17 protein-coding genes and 2 pseudogenes are annotated in these 19,030 nt (G+C 65.8%); 9 read left to right on the forward strand and 10 right to left on the reverse strand.

The genetic code is table 11. The features are described from left to right. Nucleotide 1 precedes the first annotated feature (1 nt). Both K3769_RS23420 and K3769_RS23425 read left to right on the forward strand, forming a co-directional pair. Nucleotides 2-379 carry a hypothetical protein gene (locus tag K3769_RS23420; protein WP_267028320.1) on the forward strand — a complete coding sequence of 126 codons (378 nt, stop codon included), beginning with the start codon at nucleotides 2-4 and terminating at the stop codon, nucleotides 377-379. Nucleotides 380-585: 206 nt separating this feature from the next. Continuing rightward, on the forward strand, nucleotides 586-1,878 hold the full coding sequence (locus K3769_RS23425) for a phosphatase PAP2 family protein (protein WP_372515163.1): 1,293 nt from the start codon (nucleotides 586-588) through the stop codon (nucleotides 1,876-1,878). Nucleotides 1,879-1,936: 58 nt separating this feature from the next. Here the strand turns inward: K3769_RS23425 and K3769_RS23430 are convergent, their stop codons facing one another. The 3 genes from K3769_RS23430 to K3769_RS23440 form a co-directional block, all read right to left on the reverse strand. Next, nucleotides 1,937-2,845, reverse strand: a complete 909-nt coding sequence (locus K3769_RS23430) for a peptidoglycan-binding protein (protein ID WP_267028322.1) — start codon at nucleotides 2,843-2,845, stop codon at nucleotides 1,937-1,939. An 84-nt stretch (nucleotides 2,846-2,929) separates the two neighbouring features. Then, complete coding sequence (locus tag K3769_RS23435) at nucleotides 2,930-3,595, reverse strand: DUF4232 domain-containing protein (RefSeq protein WP_267028323.1); 666 nt, start codon at nucleotides 3,593-3,595, stop codon at nucleotides 2,930-2,932. 148 nt (nucleotides 3,596-3,743) lie between these two features. Next, on the reverse strand, nucleotides 3,744-4,307 hold the full coding sequence (locus K3769_RS23440; protein WP_267028324.1) for a DUF4232 domain-containing protein: 564 nt from the start codon (nucleotides 4,305-4,307) through the stop codon (nucleotides 3,744-3,746). Between the two features lie 223 nt (nucleotides 4,308-4,530). On the opposite strand from K3769_RS23440, the gene K3769_RS23445 reads away from it, so the two are divergent. Further along, nucleotides 4,531-5,367: a hypothetical protein gene (locus K3769_RS23445; protein WP_267028325.1), complete on the forward strand. Its 837-nt coding sequence runs from the start codon at nucleotides 4,531-4,533 to the stop codon at nucleotides 5,365-5,367. 96 nt (nucleotides 5,368-5,463) lie between these two features. On the opposite strand, the gene K3769_RS23450 is transcribed toward K3769_RS23445, so the two are convergent. The 4 genes from K3769_RS23450 to K3769_RS23465 all read right to left on the reverse strand — a co-directional run bounded on the left by K3769_RS23450 (nucleotide 5,464) and on the right by K3769_RS23465 (nucleotide 9,101). Then, the gene (locus tag K3769_RS23450; RefSeq protein ID WP_267028326.1) at nucleotides 5,464-6,225 is read right to left on the reverse strand and encodes a polysaccharide deacetylase family protein; all 762 of its coding nucleotides are present in this window, start codon (nucleotides 6,223-6,225) and stop codon (nucleotides 5,464-5,466) included. Nucleotides 6,226-6,667: 442 nt separating this feature from the next. Then, the gene (locus K3769_RS23455) at nucleotides 6,668-7,498 is read right to left on the reverse strand and encodes a DUF6215 domain-containing protein (RefSeq protein WP_308216388.1); all 831 of its coding nucleotides are present in this window, start codon (nucleotides 7,496-7,498) and stop codon (nucleotides 6,668-6,670) included. A 697-nt stretch (nucleotides 7,499-8,195) separates the two neighbouring features. Beyond that, the gene (locus K3769_RS23460; protein ID WP_267028328.1) at nucleotides 8,196-8,762 is read right to left on the reverse strand and encodes a Uma2 family endonuclease; all 567 of its coding nucleotides are present in this window, start codon (nucleotides 8,760-8,762) and stop codon (nucleotides 8,196-8,198) included. Nucleotides 8,763-8,957: 195 nt separating this feature from the next. Then, the gene (locus tag K3769_RS23465; protein ID WP_267028329.1) at nucleotides 8,958-9,101 is read right to left on the reverse strand and encodes a hypothetical protein; all 144 of its coding nucleotides are present in this window, start codon (nucleotides 9,099-9,101) and stop codon (nucleotides 8,958-8,960) included. 1,420 nt (nucleotides 9,102-10,521) lie between these two features. Here K3769_RS23465 and K3769_RS23470 point away from each other — a divergent pair. Then, on the forward strand, nucleotides 10,522-12,084 hold the full coding sequence (locus K3769_RS23470; RefSeq protein WP_267028330.1) for an ABC transporter substrate-binding protein: 1,563 nt from the start codon (nucleotides 10,522-10,524) through the stop codon (nucleotides 12,082-12,084). A gap of 29 nt (nucleotides 12,085-12,113) precedes the next feature. Here the strand turns inward: K3769_RS23470 and K3769_RS23475 are convergent. Next, nucleotides 12,114-12,435 (reverse strand): annotated as a pseudogene (locus K3769_RS23475) (phosphorothioated DNA-binding restriction endonuclease); the annotation flags it as partial. Here K3769_RS23475 and K3769_RS23480 point away from each other — a divergent pair. Further along, nucleotides 12,411-12,545 (forward strand): annotated as a pseudogene (locus tag K3769_RS23480) (ATP-binding protein); the annotation flags it as partial. The pseudogenes K3769_RS23475 and K3769_RS23480 overlap by 25 nt on opposite strands. 525 nt (nucleotides 12,546-13,070) lie before the next feature. Here K3769_RS23480 and K3769_RS23485 read toward each other — a convergent pair. Both K3769_RS23485 and K3769_RS23490 read right to left on the reverse strand, forming a co-directional pair. Then, entirely contained in the window at nucleotides 13,071-13,385 is a 315-nt protein-coding gene (locus K3769_RS23485; protein ID WP_267028331.1) for a S1 domain-containing protein, read from the reverse strand. Nucleotides 13,386-13,776: 391 nt separating this feature from the next. After that, nucleotides 13,777-14,280 (reverse strand): hypothetical protein, encoded by a 504-nt coding sequence (locus K3769_RS23490; RefSeq protein WP_267028332.1) that lies wholly within the window; start codon nucleotides 14,278-14,280, stop codon nucleotides 13,777-13,779. Between the two features lie 487 nt (nucleotides 14,281-14,767). On the opposite strand from K3769_RS23490, the gene K3769_RS23495 reads away from it, so the two are divergent. The 4 genes from K3769_RS23495 (at nucleotide 14,768) to K3769_RS23510 (ending at nucleotide 19,030) form a co-directional block, all read left to right on the forward strand. Further along, nucleotides 14,768-15,880: a DUF262 domain-containing protein gene (locus tag K3769_RS23495; RefSeq protein ID WP_267028333.1), complete on the forward strand. Its 1,113-nt coding sequence runs from the start codon at nucleotides 14,768-14,770 to the stop codon at nucleotides 15,878-15,880. A gap of 2 nt (nucleotides 15,881-15,882) precedes the next feature. Beyond that, entirely contained in the window at nucleotides 15,883-16,533 is a 651-nt protein-coding gene (locus K3769_RS23500) for an MAE_28990/MAE_18760 family HEPN-like nuclease (RefSeq protein WP_267028334.1), read from the forward strand. A gap of 636 nt (nucleotides 16,534-17,169) precedes the next feature. After that, on the forward strand, nucleotides 17,170-17,910 hold the full coding sequence (locus tag K3769_RS23505; protein WP_267028335.1) for a hypothetical protein: 741 nt from the start codon (nucleotides 17,170-17,172) through the stop codon (nucleotides 17,908-17,910). Continuing rightward, complete coding sequence (locus tag K3769_RS23510; RefSeq protein WP_372515164.1) at nucleotides 17,906-19,030, forward strand: tyrosine-type recombinase/integrase; 1,125 nt, start codon at nucleotides 17,906-17,908, stop codon at nucleotides 19,028-19,030. Before K3769_RS23505 ends, K3769_RS23510 begins: the two co-directional genes overlap by 5 nt.

Consider the following 19,030-nt stretch of genomic DNA (forward strand, 5'->3'; position numbering starts at 1 on the left):
TATGAAAAAGCTGTCCGTACGACCGGTCGGTCGTGGCTCCTCCGGTGCCGGCTCCACGGGGTCGGCGCTGTCGCTGTGGTCGCAGGACTCCGTGCTGTCGATCGGCTCGGTGGGTTCCGTGCTGTCCGTGGGGTCCGTCGGATCGGTCCTGTCGGTCGGCTCGATCGGAAGCGCCCTGTCGGCCGGCTCGATCGGCTCGTCCCTGTCGCTGATCTCGACCGGCTCCTGGCTGAGCACGGGGTCGCTGTTCTCCGCGCAGTCGCGGTGGTCGGTGCTGTCGTGGCGCTCCACCGGCGGATTCCTGGCGGTGGGAGCGGTGGGCGCCGCCGCCGGTGGCGCCCTGCTGCTGGCACGGCTGCGGCCCAGGGCCCAGGGGTGAGGCCGGAACCCGAACGGTGATCCCCCCGTCTTCCCCTGCCGAGAGGCCCGCCCCGGGCCTGCCCACCCCCTAGCAAATCGACTGAAGACTTGAAACACATAAAATCGCAGGTCGCCGCCCGAATAGACCCCCGCGTCGCGTCCTCCCTGTGGCGTCGGCCACGGGCGAGACTCTGGGCCGTGGTGGGTGTGGCGTCCCTCGGGTTCATGATCGCGCTGGAGATCGCCGCACGGCACTACGGCCTGCCGGGGCCGATGACCAACCAGGTGCGAGAGGTCGTCTTCGCCCCCAAATCGGGCGGCCTGCTGTACGCGAGTATGGCGCTGACGCTGGTGGTGCTCCCCTGGCGGCAGCGGTTCGTCGCGGTCGGCGCCGCGGTCGGCATCGACGCCGTCATCTTTCTCGTCCGGTGGGCGGCCGACGCCAGGGCGACCGACGGCCACCCCTTCGGGAACGGGGCGCTGTGGGTGATCCTGGGCTGTGCCGTCATCGCCTTCACGCGCCGCACCGGCCAGGACCGGGTGCTGCTGCTGAAGGGCGTGGGGCTCGGCCTGCTCCTGGTGGTCGGCCGCAAGACCGGCGACACCTGGCTGCTCATCACCTCCAAGACCCGCCCGATGGTGCTCGACCAGTACATGGCGACCGCCGACCACGCGCTGGGCAACCTCTCCTGGCCGCTGGGCAGACTTGTCACCGCGACCGGCCGGCTCGGCTTCAACCTCCTCGACTTCGTCTACGGCCAGCTCGCGGTGGCCGCGGTCGTCGTCGCCCTGTACCAACTGCGCAATGTGGCGGCCGAGCGCCGCTTCCCGGTCCACCATCTGGTGCGCACCTTCCTGCTGGTCGGCCTCCTCGGCCCGGCCGTCTACATGCTCTTCCCGGTCGTCGGACCGGTCTTCGCCTTCGGCACCGGCGCCCAGCACTGGCAGGGGATCAGCGCCTGGGCGGACAGTGCCCCCTCCAGCGTCCAGTGGGCGGTGGGCGATCTGTGGCCGCGTACCCCGCCGCCGATCGGCGCCCCGCAGGCCATGGGCTTCGACGAGATCACCCCGCGCAACTGCATGCCCAGCCTGCACACGGCATGGGCCGTCACGATCTTCATCCACTCCCGCAAGGGCCCGCGGTTCCTGCGGTTCGCGGGTACGTTCTGGCTGATCGCGACCCTCGCCGCGACGCTCGGCTTCGGCTACCACTACGGGGCGGACCTCGTCGCCGGTGTGGTGTTCGTCCTCACCATCGAGGCGGCCCTGCGCGCGTACGACCGCGGCTGGGACCGTTCGGGGATCCGGCTGGCCGCCCATGGCGCGACCGTCTTCGCCGCGCTCCTGGTGTCCTACCGCTTCCTGTCGCCGGAGATGGCCCGCTACCCGTGGATCTACGGCCCCCTGATCCTCCTGGCGATGGCCTCGGTGGTCCACGGCTACGTACGCACCACGACGGCGTGGGAACCGAAGCCCGCACCGACACCGCAGCTGGACCCGCAGCCCGAACCGGCCTGACGCGCACGGCCGGCGGCCGGCGGCCGTGCGGGCAGCGGTCTTCTGGGCGGGCCGCTCCTCAGGAGAACAGCAGGCGCCAGGTCAGCGGGCCGGGGATGCCGTCGGCGTCGCCGCGCAGCTCCTTGCGTGACTTCTGGAAGTCGCGCACGTTCAGCCGGTCCGCCTCGCCCCAGTTCCTGCTCGGGCCGACCTTGTAGTGGTCGCCGAAGCCGCGCTTCACCAGCTGCTTGCCGAGCTGCAGCACGTACGCGTTCGACGCGCCCGCCGCGAAGTACTTGCGCCCGGGGAACGCGGGCACCGCGGGCGTGGTCGTCCCCGGGGTGTCGTCGTCCACGTCCAGGTCGGCCTTCGCGTACTTGAGGATCCTGGCGAAGTCGATCGCGCCCGGGTCGCCGTGGACGTTCTCCGGCACGTGCATGTGCCCGCAGACGCCCTTGAAGGCCGTCCACTTCGCACCCGACATCCGCTGACCGCCGCCGTTCGCGTACGACGAGGGGTACGCGGGCCACGTCTTCGGGCCGGACAGCGGTACGCCGTGCTCCTCGTGCATCCAGGAGAGGAAGCCGGCGACCGCCCGCAGGGCCCAGTCGGGCGCGTCCGGCCAGTAGACGTGCGACCGGCCCGCCGACTTCCACTTCGCGTGCGTCTTCGGGTCGCAGGTGCCGACCAGCTCGACCTGGCACACGTTCAGGGTGTTCGTCTCGACCCCGCCGGACAGATTGACCAGCGCCCGTGACGAGGTCTCGATGTCGAAGTGCTGGTACCACTTCAGCTTCTTGGCGGCGAGGTCCGGCACCGCGGTCAGGTTCGGCGCGGAGGAGCCGCCGCCGTAACCGGGCAGGGTGGAACCCTCCGTGGTGTGCAGGACGACGACGTTGACCTGCATCGGGTCACCGCCGAAGTCGTCCTGGTACCAGTGGGTCCGGCTCGCGGAGGGGTATCGCTGGGGTCCTGTCCTGGTGCTCATCACAGACTCCTGGGTCGAGTACGTCCTGCACCCTGAAGAACGGCCGCGGGGGCACATCGACTCAGAAGCCGGTCCACGGTCCGGTCAGCCGAAGGGGACGGCGTCGGCGGGGGAGGTGTGCCAGTTGGTGACGACCGGCTTGTCGACGGTGATGGTGCCGACCCGCAGGGAGACCGGGTTGGGGTCGTCGTTGCCGACGGCGACGATGATGTGCTCCAGCTCCTTGCCGCCGTCCGCGTCGGTCGTCTTCGGGTTCACGCCCGCGTAGGCGGTGACGTTCCCGGTCAGCTTGATCTGCTCGCCGACGCTCTGCTCCGCGGGCCCCGCCTCGGTGCCGTCGGAGCCGAACGCCACGGTCGGCAGCTCCGCGGGCAGGTAGCAGGTGATCCCCGCCTTCGCCTTCGCGATGATCAGCACGTATCCGCCGGCCTGGCTCTCGGACCTGGTGCTCCAGGTGATGTCGTTGGCGCCGCAGCCCTGTTCGACCTTCTCCCGCGTGCCGTCGCCGGTGTCGACGCCGGAGCCGTCCGTGTTCCCGGACCCCTTGCTCGTGTCGTTCCCGGCGCCCTTGCTCGCGTCGGAGCCCTTCGACTTGTCCGCGGCTTGGTCGCCGCTCGTACGGGCGGAGGAAGAACTCTTCCCGCTGCCCGAGTCCTTGACCCCTCCCGAGTCCTGGCACGCGGTCATCGTCAGGGCGCTGCCCACGACGACGGCGGAGACGAGGAAGGCCCTGCGACGGTTGCCAGACATGAAGTTCCCTTTGCTGAGAGGTGGTGGGGTGGGGCGTGTTCGATCACTAGGAGGGGTGCGGGGAGGCGAAGGGATCCCGCCGCCGTCATTCCAGGACAGCGCTGTCACCGACCGGTGACATGGTCACGGCGGGATCCCGTGAGGCCTCCTACCAGAAGAGGGCGTCCGCCGCGTTGTCCTGCCAGTACGTGACGGCGGCGGCGCTGTTGAAGAAGACGCCGCCGTCCGGCAGCCGCAGGCTCTTCTCGGAGCCGGCCGGGCGGCCCGACCTGTCGGTGAAGAGCACACCGAGGTCCTTCACCTGGCTGCCACCCTCGCCGTCGGGGGAGTACGTCAGGATGCCGGCGTACGCGGTCCGGCCGGGCTCCAGCGTCAGCACGGACTGCGGGGTGCTGTCCTCGACCCACCGCAGCGGGGCCTGGGCGTCGGCACCGGCCCGCAGGAAGGGGGCGCTGTAGGCGTAGCAGGGCTTGCTGCCCGTGTTGGTGGCCTTCAGCAGCAGGTGGTTGATCGGCCGGGACGCCTTGCCGACGGTCACCTTGGTGTTCGCCGTCGTGCAGGCGGCGATCGAGGACGCCTTGGCGGTCGCGGCCGTGGTGGCGGCGGACGCGGACTGTGCGGTGGCCTGGAACCCGACGAGCGCGAGAGCGGCGACGGCGAGGGAGGAGGCGGTGGTGCGGGAGAAGGAACGGGTGCGAGTGCTCTTACGCATGGGTGGACTGCTTTCTGTGAACATCGGGCGGGTGGCCCGCGGTGAGGCGCCTCGGTGGGCAGTGACCCCACCTTGTGCCGCCCGTCGTCCCAGCCGCCACCTCCCCGGGAATTACGGGACGCTGGAATGCTCAAACGGGCCCTGACCTGCGAAGTTACAGGCCGCCTGGAACGCCGGACGGAACGCCGTCGCACCACCCTCCGGAGTGTGCTGACCGTCGCCCGTGACAGCTGAACCGGGGACGGTCCCAGGGGGAGCGGTCCGTACGTCGTCCCTGGCGAAGTCCGTCACCGGCGTCGCCGCCCAGGGCATGCGGACGACGGGCACCCCGCAGAGCGTGGACGCGCTGAGCCGCGCGAGCGCCGGTCCGGTACGGGTCGACATGAGCGCGAGCACCCGCAACACGGACGCGGCGGAGGCGAACACCCTTATCACCGGGCTCGCTTACTCCACGGACGACGGCGCGACCTGGACGGACGCGCCTGTCGCGGCGGACGGCTCGGCGACGGTCGACGTCCCCGCGACGGCTTCCTTCGTCTCCCTGCGCGTCACCGCCGCACCACGGCAAACGCGACGACCTCCACCTGTGAGGCGCGGTTCGCCTACATCGAGCCGCGCCGGTCCCTGGGCCGCAACGCGCTCGCCGGTACGTGGAAAGTGGCGGCGTGGGCGGAGTCGGCGGACGGCGGACGGCAGAAGCCTCGCCGACGTACACGCGGCCAGGACGGTCCCCGTCCTGCGTGACGCGAGGCTGACGGCCAACGCGGCGCCCGAGCCGGTGAAGAAGGGCAAGGCCCTGACCGTCACGGGCAAGCTGTCCCGCGCGGACTGGGAGACGTCCGGCGGCTATGGCGCGTACACCGGCCAGAAGGTGAAACTGCAGTTCCGCAAGAAGGGAGCGTCCGCGTACACGACCGTGAAGTCGGTCATCACGGACGGCTCCGGCAACCTGAAGACCACGGTGAAGGCGGCCACGGACGGCTACTGGCGTTACAGCTTCGCCGCCACGTCGACGACGGCGGCGGTCAACGCGACGGGCGACTACGTGGACGTGCGCTGAAGTCCTGCGCTGCCGCCGTCCTGGCGGGCACCGGTTCCTCCACGGACCGGGGCCCGCTGTGCTGTGCTGTGTTGTGTTCCGCTGAGTTGGGAACGGTCAGCGCACCGGGAACCCGAAGGAGTACCCCTCCTGCTTGAGCTGCGGCAGGATCCGGCGCAGGGCCTCGACGGTCTCGGCGCGGTCGCCGCCCGCGTCGTGGAAGAGGATCGTCGGCCCGTCGGGCAGTTCCCGCTCGACGGTGGCGACCATGGTGTCCGCGCTCGGACCCTCGAAGTCCTTGGTGTCCACGTTCCAGCCCAGCGGACGCATCCCGTGCGAGGCGGCGAGCTTGCGGCTGTACGGGGTGAAGGCACCGCCCGGCGCCCGGTAGTACATCGGCCGTACCCCGCCGGACGCCTTGGTGATCATGCGCTCGGCGTCGATGATCTGCTGCTTCTGGTAGGCCTGGGACTGCTTGTCCATGGTGGTGTCGTGCGACACCGAGTGGTCGCAGAGCCGGTGCCCGGCGGCGACGACCTTCTTGACGAGGTCGGGGTGGGCCTCGGCCTGCGTCCCCACCATGCAGAACGTGGCCTTCACCCCGTTCTCCCGCAGCACGTCGAGCATCTGCGGGGTCCACACGGGGTCGGGGCCGTCGTCGATGGTGATGTTGACGCCACGCGCGCCCTTGTCGGAGGCGTGCACGATCGACGTCGCGACGGGCTTGACGGCGCTGTCCGACGCGGCCGGCTTCGACGAACCGTCCACGACACCGGCCTGCGCGGTCCACACCGAGGCACCCCCGGCGAGCATCGCCACCCCGAGGGCCGCGCCGAGCACCTTGCCGTACCACCCGCGCCCGCCACTGTGCCGCGCCATATCCGCCCCGCTCCCCCGAAGTCGCCCACCGAATCCCCCCGGTCTCCCGGGAACAGCCTGAACAGTACGAGCAACGCAGCGCCGCGAACGCCCCCGTTACGGATCAAGGACAATCCCGAAGGGGTTCAGGGACAACTGGGGTTGGGGGGTGGGGTAGTTGGGCCGCGTGTGCCGAGAGCCCTGTGATCCGGCATGCTGACGAAGGAGAGGCAGGCGGGCCTGAAGCAGTGGGCCGCCCGGGTGACGGACACCCGGCGGCGGGTTCGTCAGACGAGCCCGGCGGAGAAGGCGCCCACCCGACCGGCTCCCCGACCTCCACCGCGAACTCACGGCCTAGCGAACGGCGACCACGCCCCGCGACGCACCCCTCGTCCCGGGAGATCGGGCACCATGACCATGAATGAGACGGCGGCGGGTTTCGGCGCCGAAGCCCGCCGCGGCGTCAGGACCGTGCGGGAAGTTCCGGCAGCACCTTCTCGGCGATGTCGAGGAGAGCGCTGTCGTTCGGGAGGGTCCCGGACGTGCTCCACACGGAGATGTCGCAGGAGCCGCCCCGGTCGTCACGGTCCAGCGCCACGGTCACCGACCTGGCCAGGGGACCTTCCTCGACCGGCCCGCCGGACGCGCTGCCGCCGAGATCGATCTCGAACTTCATGGTGTGCGCCGAGGCGAGAACCGCGGGACGACCGGCAACCGTCACCGCCCTGACGTCCGTCTCGTCCCCGAACTCCATCAGCTTCACGTACTGGTCGATCGACAGCTTGTTGTACGTGGCCGAGACATTCACGGTGTACGTGTCGAAGGCGACCGTGGCCTCCGGCTGGGCGACTTTCTCATCCGTCAGGGGTGCGGTGTTGTTGCTGCTGGAGACGGAGGTCGCGGTCTCTCCCGGCGTGCCGAGGAGTTCGGCCAGGTCCGGCCGGTTGAGCGCCTCGCACAGTTCTTCACCGGTCACCGGCCGGGACGAGTCCTCGTAAGCCTTCGGAAGCGCCTCGCGGGACGACTCGTCCGAACAGGTGGGAGGCGGCGGGGCGTTGTCGTCGGCCGGCATATAACGCGGCAACGCCCACAACGCGACCGCAAGCGCCCCGAACAACCCCACGGCGGCAGCGGCCTGCCCCCAGGCGTTGGGCTCCTTCTCGGGAGTACGGGGGCTCGGGGGCGCGGTTACGGCGTGGGGCGGCGCGTGGTGCGGAAGTTGTTGTTGTTGCTGTTGCTGTTGCTGTTGCGGCGGCGGCTGGGTCTGGGCCTGGGTGACAGGCCCGACCGCCACCCCGTCCCTACTTTCCCCCGCGCCCGCGCCCGCGGAGGCGGAGGCGGAGGCGGTCGGACTCGGATTCCGTCGCGGACTCCGTTGCGCACGCAGAGCCCGGATCACCGTATGGACACTTACCGCCGCGAGCACGAGGAACGCCGCGCCGATACCCGCTGCGACCCAGTCGCGATCGTGGGCAGCGAGATACATGATCCGTACGCCGAAGACAGAACCGATCACGATGAGCAGAGGCTCACGGACCCAGAACGGCAGAAGACGGATGAGGAAACCGAGCATCCGGTGATCTCACCAGGGCAAGATCACATCCGCTGTGATGGAGGCCACAATTCCGGGCAGGTACGGAGTATGTCGCCGCCGGTCCGCCGGGGGCGGTGCGATTGGTGCGGTCTACAAACTCTTGGCCCCGTCGGTGCGGTCACTCCCGATGCCGCTCCCGACGTCGCTCGTCTTGTCGCCCAGCCAGCCGGCCGCCTTTTCCGCAGCCCCACGGTCTTCGCTGCCGCGCCGAACCCGCCGACCGTCCCGACCGTCCAGGGGGTGGCCTGCCCGGCGCGGGTGACTGCCTGCCCGGAGTGGGTCAGCCCGCCGTACGTGCGGGGCCATAGGGAGCGTCGATTGCTCTCGCGTATCCGCAGGAGTCTGCCGGGCGCACCACTGCAGGCTGGACAGCCTCTCTCGCTGCCCTGCGACCGGTTCAGATCTGGCCGAGGTCGATCTCCGCTGCGAAGGGAGCGGTGATCTTCAGGGCCCCGACGTGCACGTCCCCTTCGCGGTACGTCTTCGTCGCGGGATCGAGCAGGTACGTATACACAAGCGGTGTGCCCGTCGCGGCCTGCTCGACCCGCCAGTAAAAACCGATCCCGGCTTTGGCGTACTGGTCCACCTTTACGATCCGATCGGTGGTCTCCGAGCCCGGCGACACCACCTCGACCACGAGCAGTACATGCTCCGGACGGGTTGGCGTGATGTCGATCGTGTCCGCACGGTAGACGATGACGTCGGGGCGGCGATTGGTCAGCGGGACGTCCTGAAGCCGTACGTCGAAATCCGTGTCGGCGTTCCAATCGGGGCCGGCTGCGGCGTCCAGGGCGTTCGCCAGGAGCCGGGCCAGCCGATTGTGACGCTTGGAGGCGCTAGGGCTTACGACGACCATTCCGTCCACGATCTCGATGCCGGCGCACTGTTCCTCGGACCACGACTCGTACTCCTCGGCCGTGATCTGCTGGTGCATCCACGCAGGAGCCACCATCTCGGCAGTCATGACACGCCTCCCGGACACTGTGCGGCGGGCCCTGTCCCGCCGCACTCAGAGTACTGACTCCCACGCGCCGGGGCGGTACGGAGACCCTGGTCGCCTCGACGCTTTCCCCTACCGAGGGCAAGAGCGGTGTGTTGTGCTCGTGAGCGTCGGGCTCGACCCACCACGCTGCCGATCCGGCGCCGGCCTGCGATTCGTTCAACGGCTCTGCCACCACACCAGGCCGCACCCGAGAAGAGCAGAGCCCGCAGCCGTGGCGAACCCTCGTACGGCGGCGAACAGGGCGGCACGCCCCGGACGACGGACGGTTCGCCGCCGCTTTCGTTCCGTGAGCTTGCTCATCGGGATCTCCTCCGGTCAGCACGTTGCTGCTGCGAGCTGGCGGTCGGAGTTTCGTGCGGTGACGTGGAAGAGACCCGGCAGGGCGGGAGGACCGGGCATTTCTCGTTCAACGCTGCTGGCCGAAGAGGTGCCCGCTGTACCCGCGCGGGCGGTCCCGGGCGCGGCGGTCAGGAGGGGGAGCGCGGGTGACAACACGGTCGCGGGAGGGCGACTGCTCTACGAGCAACTGCGCGCACTCGCCAAACCTCCGTACGGGAGGAGAGTCGGCAATCAGCGGATCAGCGACTGGGTGCCGACAACGGACAAGGAACCGAAGGTACTGCCGACCCGGGCCTTCTGCGCGGAGCGGGTGACGAGAATCGAACTCGCACTCTCAGCTTGGGAAGCTACGGGGCTCGGGTGCTTGCGCGGACTCCGGCCCGCGGGTGGGCGCTCAATGATGACGGGGTGATCCTTCGGGACGCACGCTGGTCGACCGTGACTGCCCGCTCTGAAGGGCACACGGCGGACAGGCCCGCGAGTCCATCCGTTGTGAGGCGGACCCGCCAAGAGGCCACGGCGTGCATAGCGATGCAATCCGGCGATGCGGGTGAGGAACTTGTGGTGGTCGGCGGCCGAGCGCGAGCAGGCCGTCGAGGCGGCGGGGAACCACGGCGGTTGACGGCAGCACCGCACGCCGAGTGGGGAGCAGTGCCTGGACACCGAGTACGCGGTTGTGCCGCGGAGCGACAGGTCTCTGCGGTCTTCAGGACCGCACTCACGACGAGCATCAGCCGCACCGATGTCATGCCCCACCGATGTCATGCCGCACCGATGTCATGCCGCACCGACGTCAGGCCGCACCGACGTCAGGCCGTAGGTGACAGCTGCTGGTCGCGCGGAGATTTTTCTTGAGTGGCCATAAATCCACTAAAAAATACCTCCGCCTGCATCTGACCTCCTCGTCGATTGGCATTAACTTCCGGCGATGCGCAGAAAATTACTCCGCGTACAGTGCCGGTTGGTCTTTGTAATGTCATGATCAATCGCTGGGTCAGCGCTGTCCCGTCATTACTGGTGGGTTGGCGGACGGGCGGCATTGAGTGCGGTGCGGCGCAAGGCGGAGAGTATTGCCATACTGGGCACATTCGGGCGATATGGGCAATGTGGCGAAATGCTGTGGCTATCGTCGTGTGCCCCGATGTGGGCTGACGCGGCAACTCGTGGCGCGCTGTCAGTGGGTCATCGCGGAGAATCTGGAAAAAGAGGTATGTCCGGACTCCACGACCGCGCGCGAATCCACCAAGGGCAACCCCGCCCCCGCGTATCGATCCGGTCACTCTGGTCGTCCGCGGCGCGCTTGCGGTGTCACCGGCGGCCCATGGCGACGAGTTCTGTAATGCGAGCATTATCACGCAAGAAAGAGGGATAAGTTGTGAACATGCGTAATCGGGTGGCGGGGTTTTCTGCCGCAACCGCACTGGCCTGCACCTCGCTCACCGCGTGCAGTGGCTGGACCGACGAATCGCCAGGAATTATTATCGGGATGTCGGACGAAATCCTTTCCACGGACCCGTCTTCCGGTTACGACCCGGGTTCCTGGCTGCTTTTCAACAACGTCTTCCAGACTTTGCTGAGTTTCCCGAATGGAGGTACGGATCCGCAACCGGAGGCTGCGGAGAGTTGTGCCTTCGAGGGGGCTGGGGTGCGGGTTTATCGTTGCGTACTCAAGGACGACCTGAAATTCAGTAACGGTGATCCGCTCACCGCCGAAGATGTCAAGTTCTCCTTCGACCGCGTGCGGCTCATCGATGACGCGGCCGGCCCAGCCGTCATGTTCACCATGCTCGACTCCGTTGAGGCACCCGACAGTAAAACTGTAGTGTTCCGCCTCAAAGTTCCTGACGCCACTTTTCCCAGCAAAATAGCATCGGGCGCCGGTTCCATAGTCAACCACCGGCAGTACGAGGCCAAATCCTTACGCGAGGACGGTCAGGCTTCAGGCTCCGGGCCTTACAAGCTCACATCAATGAGCAAGGACGAGGCCGTCTTCTCCCCGAACGAAAATTATAGAGGCCGCGCCGAGGTGAAGAACGGCGGAGTCACGCTGAAACTCTTCCATTCCGACCAAGCCCGTCTGAGGCAGGGCCTGATGGACCACGACATCGACATGGCCTTCCGGGGCCTGCCCGCGAAGGACCTTGTCGGCGCCGACAGTCTCGCCGATGAGCCGGGGATCCAAATAGTCGAGGGCGACAGTGCTGAGGTCCAACATCTGGTCTTCAACATGAACGACCCGGTGGCCGGAAAAATCGGCTTCCGCAAGGCCATGAGTCACCTGCTGGATCGGGACGCTCTGATCAAGCAGGTGTACCAGGACACGGCGATTCCTTTGTATTCGATCATTCCTGCCGGGGTCATCGGTCATACAACGGCGTTCTTTGACACCTATGGAGACCGTCCTTCCCAGGAAAAAGCCGAAGCGGCGCTGCGCGCCGACGGGATCGAGGGAAAGGTGGAGCTGACACTGTGGTCCACCCCGTCCCGTTACGGCCTTGCCACCGATCAGGAACTGCGGGTCATCGCCGAGCAGCTCAACAGCAGTGGCCTCTTCAAGGCCAAGGTCAGGTCCGTACCCTTCGATCGCTATGAGAAGGACATTGCCGCGGGTAAGTACGGCGTGTATGTGAAGGGCTGGCTGCCGGACTATCCCGACGCCGATAATTTCACTTCTCCGTTCTTCGGCGACGGCAACGTACTGGCCAATAATTATTCGAACCGAACGATAAGCGAGACGCTGATTCCGCGCTCAGCCACCGAGAAGAACCGCGCAGAGGCGAGTGACGACTTCGGCAAGATTCAGGACATCGTGGCCGACGATGTCCCCGTGTTGCCGATCTGGCAGGCGAAACAGTACGCGGCGGTACACGATGACATCCGTGGATACCAGTACTGCCTGGACGCCTCGACGGTGTTCAGGTTCTGGGAACTCAGCAAGGTCTGACGGGGACCGAGCTGACATCGGAGAGCGCCGTGTGCGGGTTCCAGCCCGACCGGCTACGACGCCGGTCCTGCCGTCGTAGCCGCAGAACGCGAACTGGTACTCGTAGGCGCTGAGTACCAGTTCGCGCATGCGCCGGTCCCGCGGTCTGCGCGCGGGCGCGGGACGCGCGGTCTCCGCCGGCGCCGGTTCCAGGCCGACGCACTCGCACAGTTCACCGTGCGGCGACGGCGGGAAGTGCGGGTCGAGCAGCAACCGCGCGATCCGCCCGCGCAGTTCGGGCTCATCCCGCAGAGCGGTTCTGAGTTCCGGTGCGGGCCGGCCAGTGGCACAATCCGGGGTTCCCGGCGAACGTGCGCATGCGGCGCCCGGAAGCCGGTGACGCACACGGGCGCGGCCTGCTCCTGGGTGACTCGATCACCGACTCGTGGCGCTCCGGACCGACCCGCTTCGGCGGGCGGGTCTGCCTTGGTGGCCGGCGCTTGGCCGTCGAGCCGAAGGGTTCGGCCCCTTCTGCTGGGACCCTTTTCGCGCGGGGAGCTCCGGTGGCACCTGGAGGCGTACGCCGAGCCGGCCCCCGAAGGGCTGCTCCTTGTCGGGGAGGAGGGCGCAGGGAGTTGCAGCCGGACTCGACGGGACCGTCCGGAAGGCGTGCGAGGAAGCTGTGGCTGTGCCGGACGAAGACACCGGTGCTCCGGGCGATCAACCATCCGGCACGGATCCGGCACACGGCGAGCGTTCCGCGAGACAGCAAAAAGGCCCCGGTCGATGACCTGGGCCTTTGTCGCTCGCTGGAGCGGGTGACGAGAATCGAACTCGCACTCTCAGCTTGGGAAGCTGCGGTCATTTGCGCTCCCTTTCGGGCGCTGACCTGGGTGAATGTTCGGCCTGTGCTCCTTGCGGGCACACCCGCTTTGACCGTGGTTCCCCGCTGTTCCCCGCTCGTTCTGGTGCGGTAGTGGTGCAGAGCCGCGACGACGGGCAGGCGATCAGTCGTGCACGTGCCATTCATCGAGGCGGATCTTCACCTGGCGGTTATGTTCCGCGTGCCAGATCACTTCACCAGCGACGGTGACACCCAAGGTAGGCAGCTCCATGTGATGAGGCATGGCTGTGATTTCGGCGAGGCCGACTGCATTCGGCACGCCATCAAGGAGGAGGAAGACGCCGAACGGCTGGCGGCCGATGACTCGTCCGCTGACGCGAGATCCGAGGGGGAGGGCGGAGACTGTTGCTGGCCAGCTCTGGTCTACAACATCAGAGGCCGGCACTAGGGAACGGTCCGGCCAACTGAACTCGCGCATAGGCCAATCATGGTCAGAGCGGTGGACGTTGTCGACTGGAGGTCGCGTCGCCGCACCGCTCGGCCGCACGGGATCAACACGCTTTCCAACTGTGTTGGTGGGGCAGTGGGCGTCGTTTGGGGCGTTCACCTGTGTTCATGTACGGCTGGTCGGGGTGCGGGAGCGGATCTGTGGTCTCGCGTGAACGTCCGCGAACGGTGGTGAATGAGACGGAAACGGAGACGGTGGGGGCCGACCGGTTGCCTGCCCTTGCCCGGGTGGACCTATGTTCCTCCGTCCGGCCCCGGCGGAGGTGGCGGAGTCGTCCTGGATCGACTGGCGGGGAGCGGGGCCAGAGCACCTGGGGCAGGAGACGAGCGGGTGATGGTCCGGTGGCTTCTGGCGAGAGGGCTCACAGCGCTCGGCGTGGTTCCACGTAATGACATCTTTCCCGCCGGGTGTAGCCCCCGGGAACATCCACGCTGACGAAATCCCAGAAGGGCTCGGACTCGCGGAAGTGTCCGCCACCTGTGTGCCACTGAAACCCGGGATAGGCTCGGCGTAGAGACCGGAGAGCGGCCGAGGCCAGGCCGCAGCGCTTGTAGCCGTCGTAGGTGTAGGGCGATTCGACCCAGCCGATCTTGCACTGATCGCACACCACATACTCGACTTCGAAAGCCAGGTCGGATCTGTAGTAGGCCGCTCGGATGCGCCAGCCTGTCCGCTCATAGTGCTCGGCGGGCCGGTCGACCCAGGGTTTTGGTGGTGTGGCGGACCCGTCGAAGCGGTACGACTTGGGGAATGCCCATCGACGGAGTCGGTCACGCCAGGTCGGCTTGTCCGGCCACTCCCGCACCCACTGCACATCGTCAGCGAACTGCGCCACGACGGAGGCCACCGCTTCATTTTCTGCCACCAACTCCTCTTCTGTCTCATCAGGCGTCCGCGTCGTCCGAAGCTGTCCGTGCGTCTGACGGGGGGCGAACGCGTACGCCATGTCGGATGTACGGGCTTCGGCCGGCGATGCGCCGATGCATGCGATCGATCTTCACGCTGCCGGATCCTGGCCGCCGCACGGGCGCCGGAGCATAGGACCAGTTCGGTGCGTCAGGCAGTGGCGCCTTCAGTACCTCCTCCCCTATCCCGTGATTGACGCCCTGGCACCCGCAGCCGCACAGCGAGCCTGGTGATGCCGGCGCGCAGTTGGCTGAGCTACAGAGCAGTGTGCCGTCGTCGTCCGGATGCAGACACAGTCCAGGCAGCGTCACCTGTGAGCCGCCGCAGTCGCGGCCGAGGTTCTTACGTGTGGTGCCGCAGACAACTTCGCTACTACGCCCCTCTTACACCGAAGTCGGGAGGTACCGTTGCGTCCCTGTCTACCCGCCGCCGAGGAGGCACAGCCAATGGGCATTCTTGAAGAAGTTGAAAGTAGCCGTCAGAATATTCGATCAGACGGCTACACGATGTCGATCGGTGAAGTAATAAACCTTTATCGCGACAAAGAAATCCAAATCAGGCCCGAGTATCAAAGGCTGTTCCGATGGCCTATCGAGAAGCAGTCTCGTCTGATCGAATCAATTTTGTTGGACATTCCACTCCCCACTATCTTCGTCGCGCAGCGAGAAGACGGCGTGTGGGAGGTTGTTGACGGACTTCAGCGACTATCAACGATCCTGTCATTTATGGGGGAGCTTCGAGACGAAGGTACGGGCGAGATTTACCCGCCGAGCAAGCTAACCAAGACCAAGTATCTGCCCTCCCTGGAAGGGATGACCTTCGCAACCGACGCGCCACACTTCTCCCCTGAGCTGAAAATCCACTTCAAGCGAGCGCGCCTGGATTTCAGGATTCTGCTGCGTGAATCTGACGACCGCGTCAAATATGAACTCTTCGACAGATTGAACAGCGGTGGCGTCCCGACTTCTCCGCAAGAGGTCAGGACCGCTCAATTGTTGATGATAAATTCTAGCTTCTTCGAATGGCTGGATCGCCTGCGCTCAGAAGGGCCCTTTTTGGAGTGCACCCCGCTCACTGGTAGGCAGATCTCCGAACAGTACGACTTGGAGCTCGCAACTCGATTCTTTGTCCTGCGAAACGCCACCTCGTCACAGCTAAAGGGCTTCGCCGACATGGACACTTTCCTTTCGGATCAGGTTCTAGAAATGGCTGTTTCTCCAGACTTCAACTCCGCGGAGCAGCAAGTAGTTTTTGAGAACGTATTCGAGGTGCTTTCCTCGTTCGGTCCAGATATTTTCCGGCGTTACGACGTCCGAAAGGAGCGGCCTTCAGGGGCGTTTAGTGTATCCGCTTTTGAAGCGGTGACTCTCGGTGTTGCTCAGAATATCGATGGCTGGAAAGCCTTGGAGCGTAGCGCCCAGGAAGCCTTGCTACGCGCTAAGCTCTCTGAACTTTGGAACGACGAGCAGTTCCGGAAGTACTCGGGCGCTGGCGTGCGTGCTACATCGCGCGTGCCGATGATGGGCCCTGTGGGTGGTCGAATCTTTGTGGCGAGTTGACGATGACCACCATCCGCACGATTGATCATCTTGAGTCGTCGTTGACGGAAGACCTCAAATGGCGGACCCACGAGATGCAGCTTTGGGAGCAGGTTGCTTCATCATGTCGGGCCCATCAGGTCGCCGGGGTACTCCGCGGGGGCCTGGCCCTTGTCTACGCTCACTGGGAGGGCTACGTAAAAGAGGGCGCTCGCGCCTATCTTGAGTACATAAGCAGAAAAGGACTCAAGGTGAACGAATTGCGGTCCGAGATCGCAGCCGTTGCTCTTAGGGCGCAGCTAGGTCGGGGCGAGGCCTCGAAAAACTCTTCCGCGCATACGGCGATTGTCGATTTGCTAAGGGAGGCCGACACTCTACCCGCTAACCTTCCTTATGTTTCTTCAACGATTCGCACCCGATCGAACTTGAAGTTTGAGGTTTTCGCGGACATCATGCATTCAATCGGCTGCGACGCAAGCCGTCACGAGATTTATCAGTCCACGATCGACAAGCGCTTGCTGAGGCATCGTAATGATATCGCGCACGGCCGCGAGGAATACGTCAGCCTGTCCGACTGGATCGACATCAGGGATCGCGTATTGGTGATCTTGAAAGACGTGAGAAGTCAGATTTCAAATGCCGCAGCGAACGAGGAATACCGGCGAAAAGCCTGAGAAGAGAATGCGAGGTCGGTGGAGCGGCTTTGGGGTGGCGCTGCTTTGGCGCGAGTGATCATGGCCCCGTAAGCTTCCGGCGCGTCGGGCAGTCTGTGGACCTGCCCGGTAAAGCACGACGTTGGGGCCATGATCTTCGAGGCTCGCGCCAAAGTGGCTCCGTAAAGCCGTGGAGCCGACCGCCCCAGCCACGACGTACCCCTTTCTTTGGCATCAGGCGGCTGCATGCTCTGAGCGCGGCACGGGGCGCCGGTCGGGCTGGAGCGGGGCGGAGACAGGAGCGCAGGCCCGGCTGGGGGCCGGGCCGCGCGCGGGGAGCGGAGCGAGCCGCACTTGAACTAGTAGAGAGAGTTGTAACTCAGTTGGTCTGATTGCCGTGCCTTGCGGCGGTGGCTTACAGACCACTGAGCTGAGGTGCTGTGGCACGACCCAACGGGCCGTTGAAGCCATCCATCACTGTTGACCAGCGTGGTGAGGCGGGGTCGGAGCTGCGGCGGACATGCTGAAGGAGTCGTAGATGCGCTGAAGTGTCACAGTTCGTCAACGCTAGTGCCATACGGCATCTGCGAACTGGCTGCGATCTGCTTGGGTTGTTCAGGCGAGTGCCTGACGATTGCTTTAGGGAGTCGGAGCATCATGAATTTAGCGCAATGGGCGACTCTCCTTGTTGCTATGGGGGCGGTAATCGCAACGCTCGCCGGATTGGTGAAGCAGCGGATGATGCTGGTCCGCGTCAGCGCATCGCTTCTCGCTCTTGCCCTCGTTGTTGCTTTGGTCAGTATCATCTTCGAAACGGAAGATGGTGGTGCACAAGCATCGGATGCTCGGCCTATCGAGAGCAATCCTCTGGCGCCGACCACCTCGACGACATCTCCGCCCGCCTCTCCATCACAACCCGCACCTGAAGTGCCGTCCTCACAGGAAGCGGAGCCCAGCTCGGCAGACACAGCATCGTCGCAGGTGGAAACGCCTTCGCAAGCGGTGACCTCATGGACTGTTAGTCCGATCCTGTTGGGTCATGAGGGGGTGGATTTTGATGCTAAGCCAGCTGCTCGAAACGAGGAATACGTTGATCTTAGGGCGAGACGACGTGAGGGGCAGGCTGTAATAATTAGCATTGCCTACGGAGACCAGAAATTGGTTTCATTTACTGGTACGCCATCGCTGGCGAATTGTCGTGCAGCTTTCGACGAAGCGCAAGCTACGGACGAAGACCTGCCGGCCGGTGTTGGGGATTCTTTCTGTATCGCCACCGATTACCAGCAAGTGGGATACATTAAGATTACTGAAACTCGACCATCTGACAGTTATCAAAAGTCGCAAGTCAGATTGGTTGGCACCATGTGGCACGACCCCGGTACCTACGACGCGGATTGAACGCACGGAGTACTCAGAGCTGCCACAAAGGGGCTGGCCCGACGGTGAGCGCATTCGCGCTGACGAGACCTTCGAGACGAAGAAGGATGCAGAGGTCTGGCTGTCCCAGGTTGAGGCAGATCTCAGCCGCGGGGACTGGCGTGCTCCGGACGTAGGGGCAGTCAACTTCCGGATCTACGCAGAGAAGTGGGTCGAGGAGCGGGAGCTGGCCGTTCGCACCGTTGACCTGTACAAGCACCTGTTGCGGCTCCACATTCTTCCGGCATTCGGCACGCTCGACCTGGACGAGATCACCGCTCCTCGTGTCCGTGAATGGCGGGCTGAGCGGCTTCGCACCACCAAGGCCAAAACCACCGTTGCCAAGGCGTACCGCCTCCTCAAGGGCATCTTCGAGACGGCCGTTGATGACGACCTGGTGAGCCGCAATCCGTGCCGGATCAAAGGCGCGGGCAAGGAGTCTGCCGCTGAGCGGCGTATCGCCACTGTTGCCCAGGTCGACGCTCTCGCCGACTCGATCGGTATCCGCTGGAGGCTCATGGTCTACCTCGGCGCGTACGGTCCCATGCGACCCGAGGAACTGGCTGGTCTGCGCCGGCGGGATGTCGACCTCGACAACCTGGTGATCAGCGTCCGTGTCGCCGAGCCGGAGCGGACCAACGGCAAGCGTGCTCCCGGTGAGACCAAGTCTGACGCGGGTGTCCGGGCCGTCGTCCTCCCGGCCTTCCTCCGGAAGGAGGCGAGGCAGCATCTTGCCTGGTTCGCCGAGAAGGGGCCTGACGGCCTGATCTTTGTCGGGGAGAAAGGGGCACCCTTTCGGCGTACGTCTTTCGGTCGGAAGTGGCGCCGGGCCCGTGCCGCCGCCGGCCTTCCGGACGGCTTCCGCTTCTACGACCTTCGTCACACCGGCCACACCCTCTCGACCCGCTCGGGCGCCACCCTCAAGGACACGATGGTCCGGGCCGGACAGTCCTCGGAGAAGGCCGCACTGATCTACCAGCACTCCGACGAGGAGCGGCAGCGCGACGTGGCGGCCGGGCTCGACGACATGGTCCGGGCCGAGCGCTCGAAGCACCACAGCGGGGACCGTGCGCACCACTCGGAGGAGCCCACCGGCAGCTAG

Origin of the sequence: Streptomyces ortus, from assembly GCF_026341275.1 — a bacterium.
GTDB classification, from domain to species: Bacteria; Actinomycetota; Actinomycetes; order Streptomycetales; family Streptomycetaceae; genus Streptomyces; species Streptomyces ortus.

What these genes read in the sequence shown, in the direction of transcription:
- K3769_RS23420 (WP_267028320.1), top strand. Translation starts at nt 2, where the DNA reads ATGAAAAAGCTGTCCGTACGACCGGTCGGTCGTGGCTCCTCCGGTGCC.
- K3769_RS23425 (WP_372515163.1), top strand. Translation starts at nt 586, where the DNA reads ATGATCGCGCTGGAGATCGCCGCACGGCACTACGGCCTGCCGGGGCCG.
- K3769_RS23430 (WP_267028322.1), bottom strand. Translation starts at nt 2,845, where the DNA reads ATGAGCACCAGGACAGGACCCCAGCGATACCCCTCCGCGAGCCGGACC.
- K3769_RS23435 (WP_267028323.1), bottom strand. Translation starts at nt 3,595, where the DNA reads ATGTCTGGCAACCGTCGCAGGGCCTTCCTCGTCTCCGCCGTCGTCGTG.
- K3769_RS23440 (WP_267028324.1), bottom strand. Translation starts at nt 4,307, where the DNA reads ATGCGTAAGAGCACTCGCACCCGTTCCTTCTCCCGCACCACCGCCTCC.
- K3769_RS23450 (WP_267028326.1), bottom strand. Translation starts at nt 6,225, where the DNA reads ATGGCGCGGCACAGTGGCGGGCGCGGGTGGTACGGCAAGGTGCTCGGC.
- K3769_RS23460 (WP_267028328.1), bottom strand. Translation starts at nt 8,762, where the DNA reads ATGACTGCCGAGATGGTGGCTCCTGCGTGGATGCACCAGCAGATCACG.
- K3769_RS23465 (WP_267028329.1), bottom strand. Translation starts at nt 9,101, where the DNA reads ATGAGCAAGCTCACGGAACGAAAGCGGCGGCGAACCGTCCGTCGTCCG.
- K3769_RS23470 (WP_267028330.1), top strand. Translation starts at nt 10,522, where the DNA reads ATGCGTAATCGGGTGGCGGGGTTTTCTGCCGCAACCGCACTGGCCTGC.
- K3769_RS23485 (WP_267028331.1), bottom strand. Translation starts at nt 13,385, where the DNA reads ATGCGCGAGTTCAGTTGGCCGGACCGTTCCCTAGTGCCGGCCTCTGAT.
- K3769_RS23495 (WP_267028333.1), top strand. Translation starts at nt 14,768, where the DNA reads ATGGGCATTCTTGAAGAAGTTGAAAGTAGCCGTCAGAATATTCGATCA.
- K3769_RS23500 (WP_267028334.1), top strand. Translation starts at nt 15,883, where the DNA reads ATGACCACCATCCGCACGATTGATCATCTTGAGTCGTCGTTGACGGAA.
- K3769_RS23505 (WP_267028335.1), top strand. Translation starts at nt 17,170, where the DNA reads ATGAATTTAGCGCAATGGGCGACTCTCCTTGTTGCTATGGGGGCGGTA.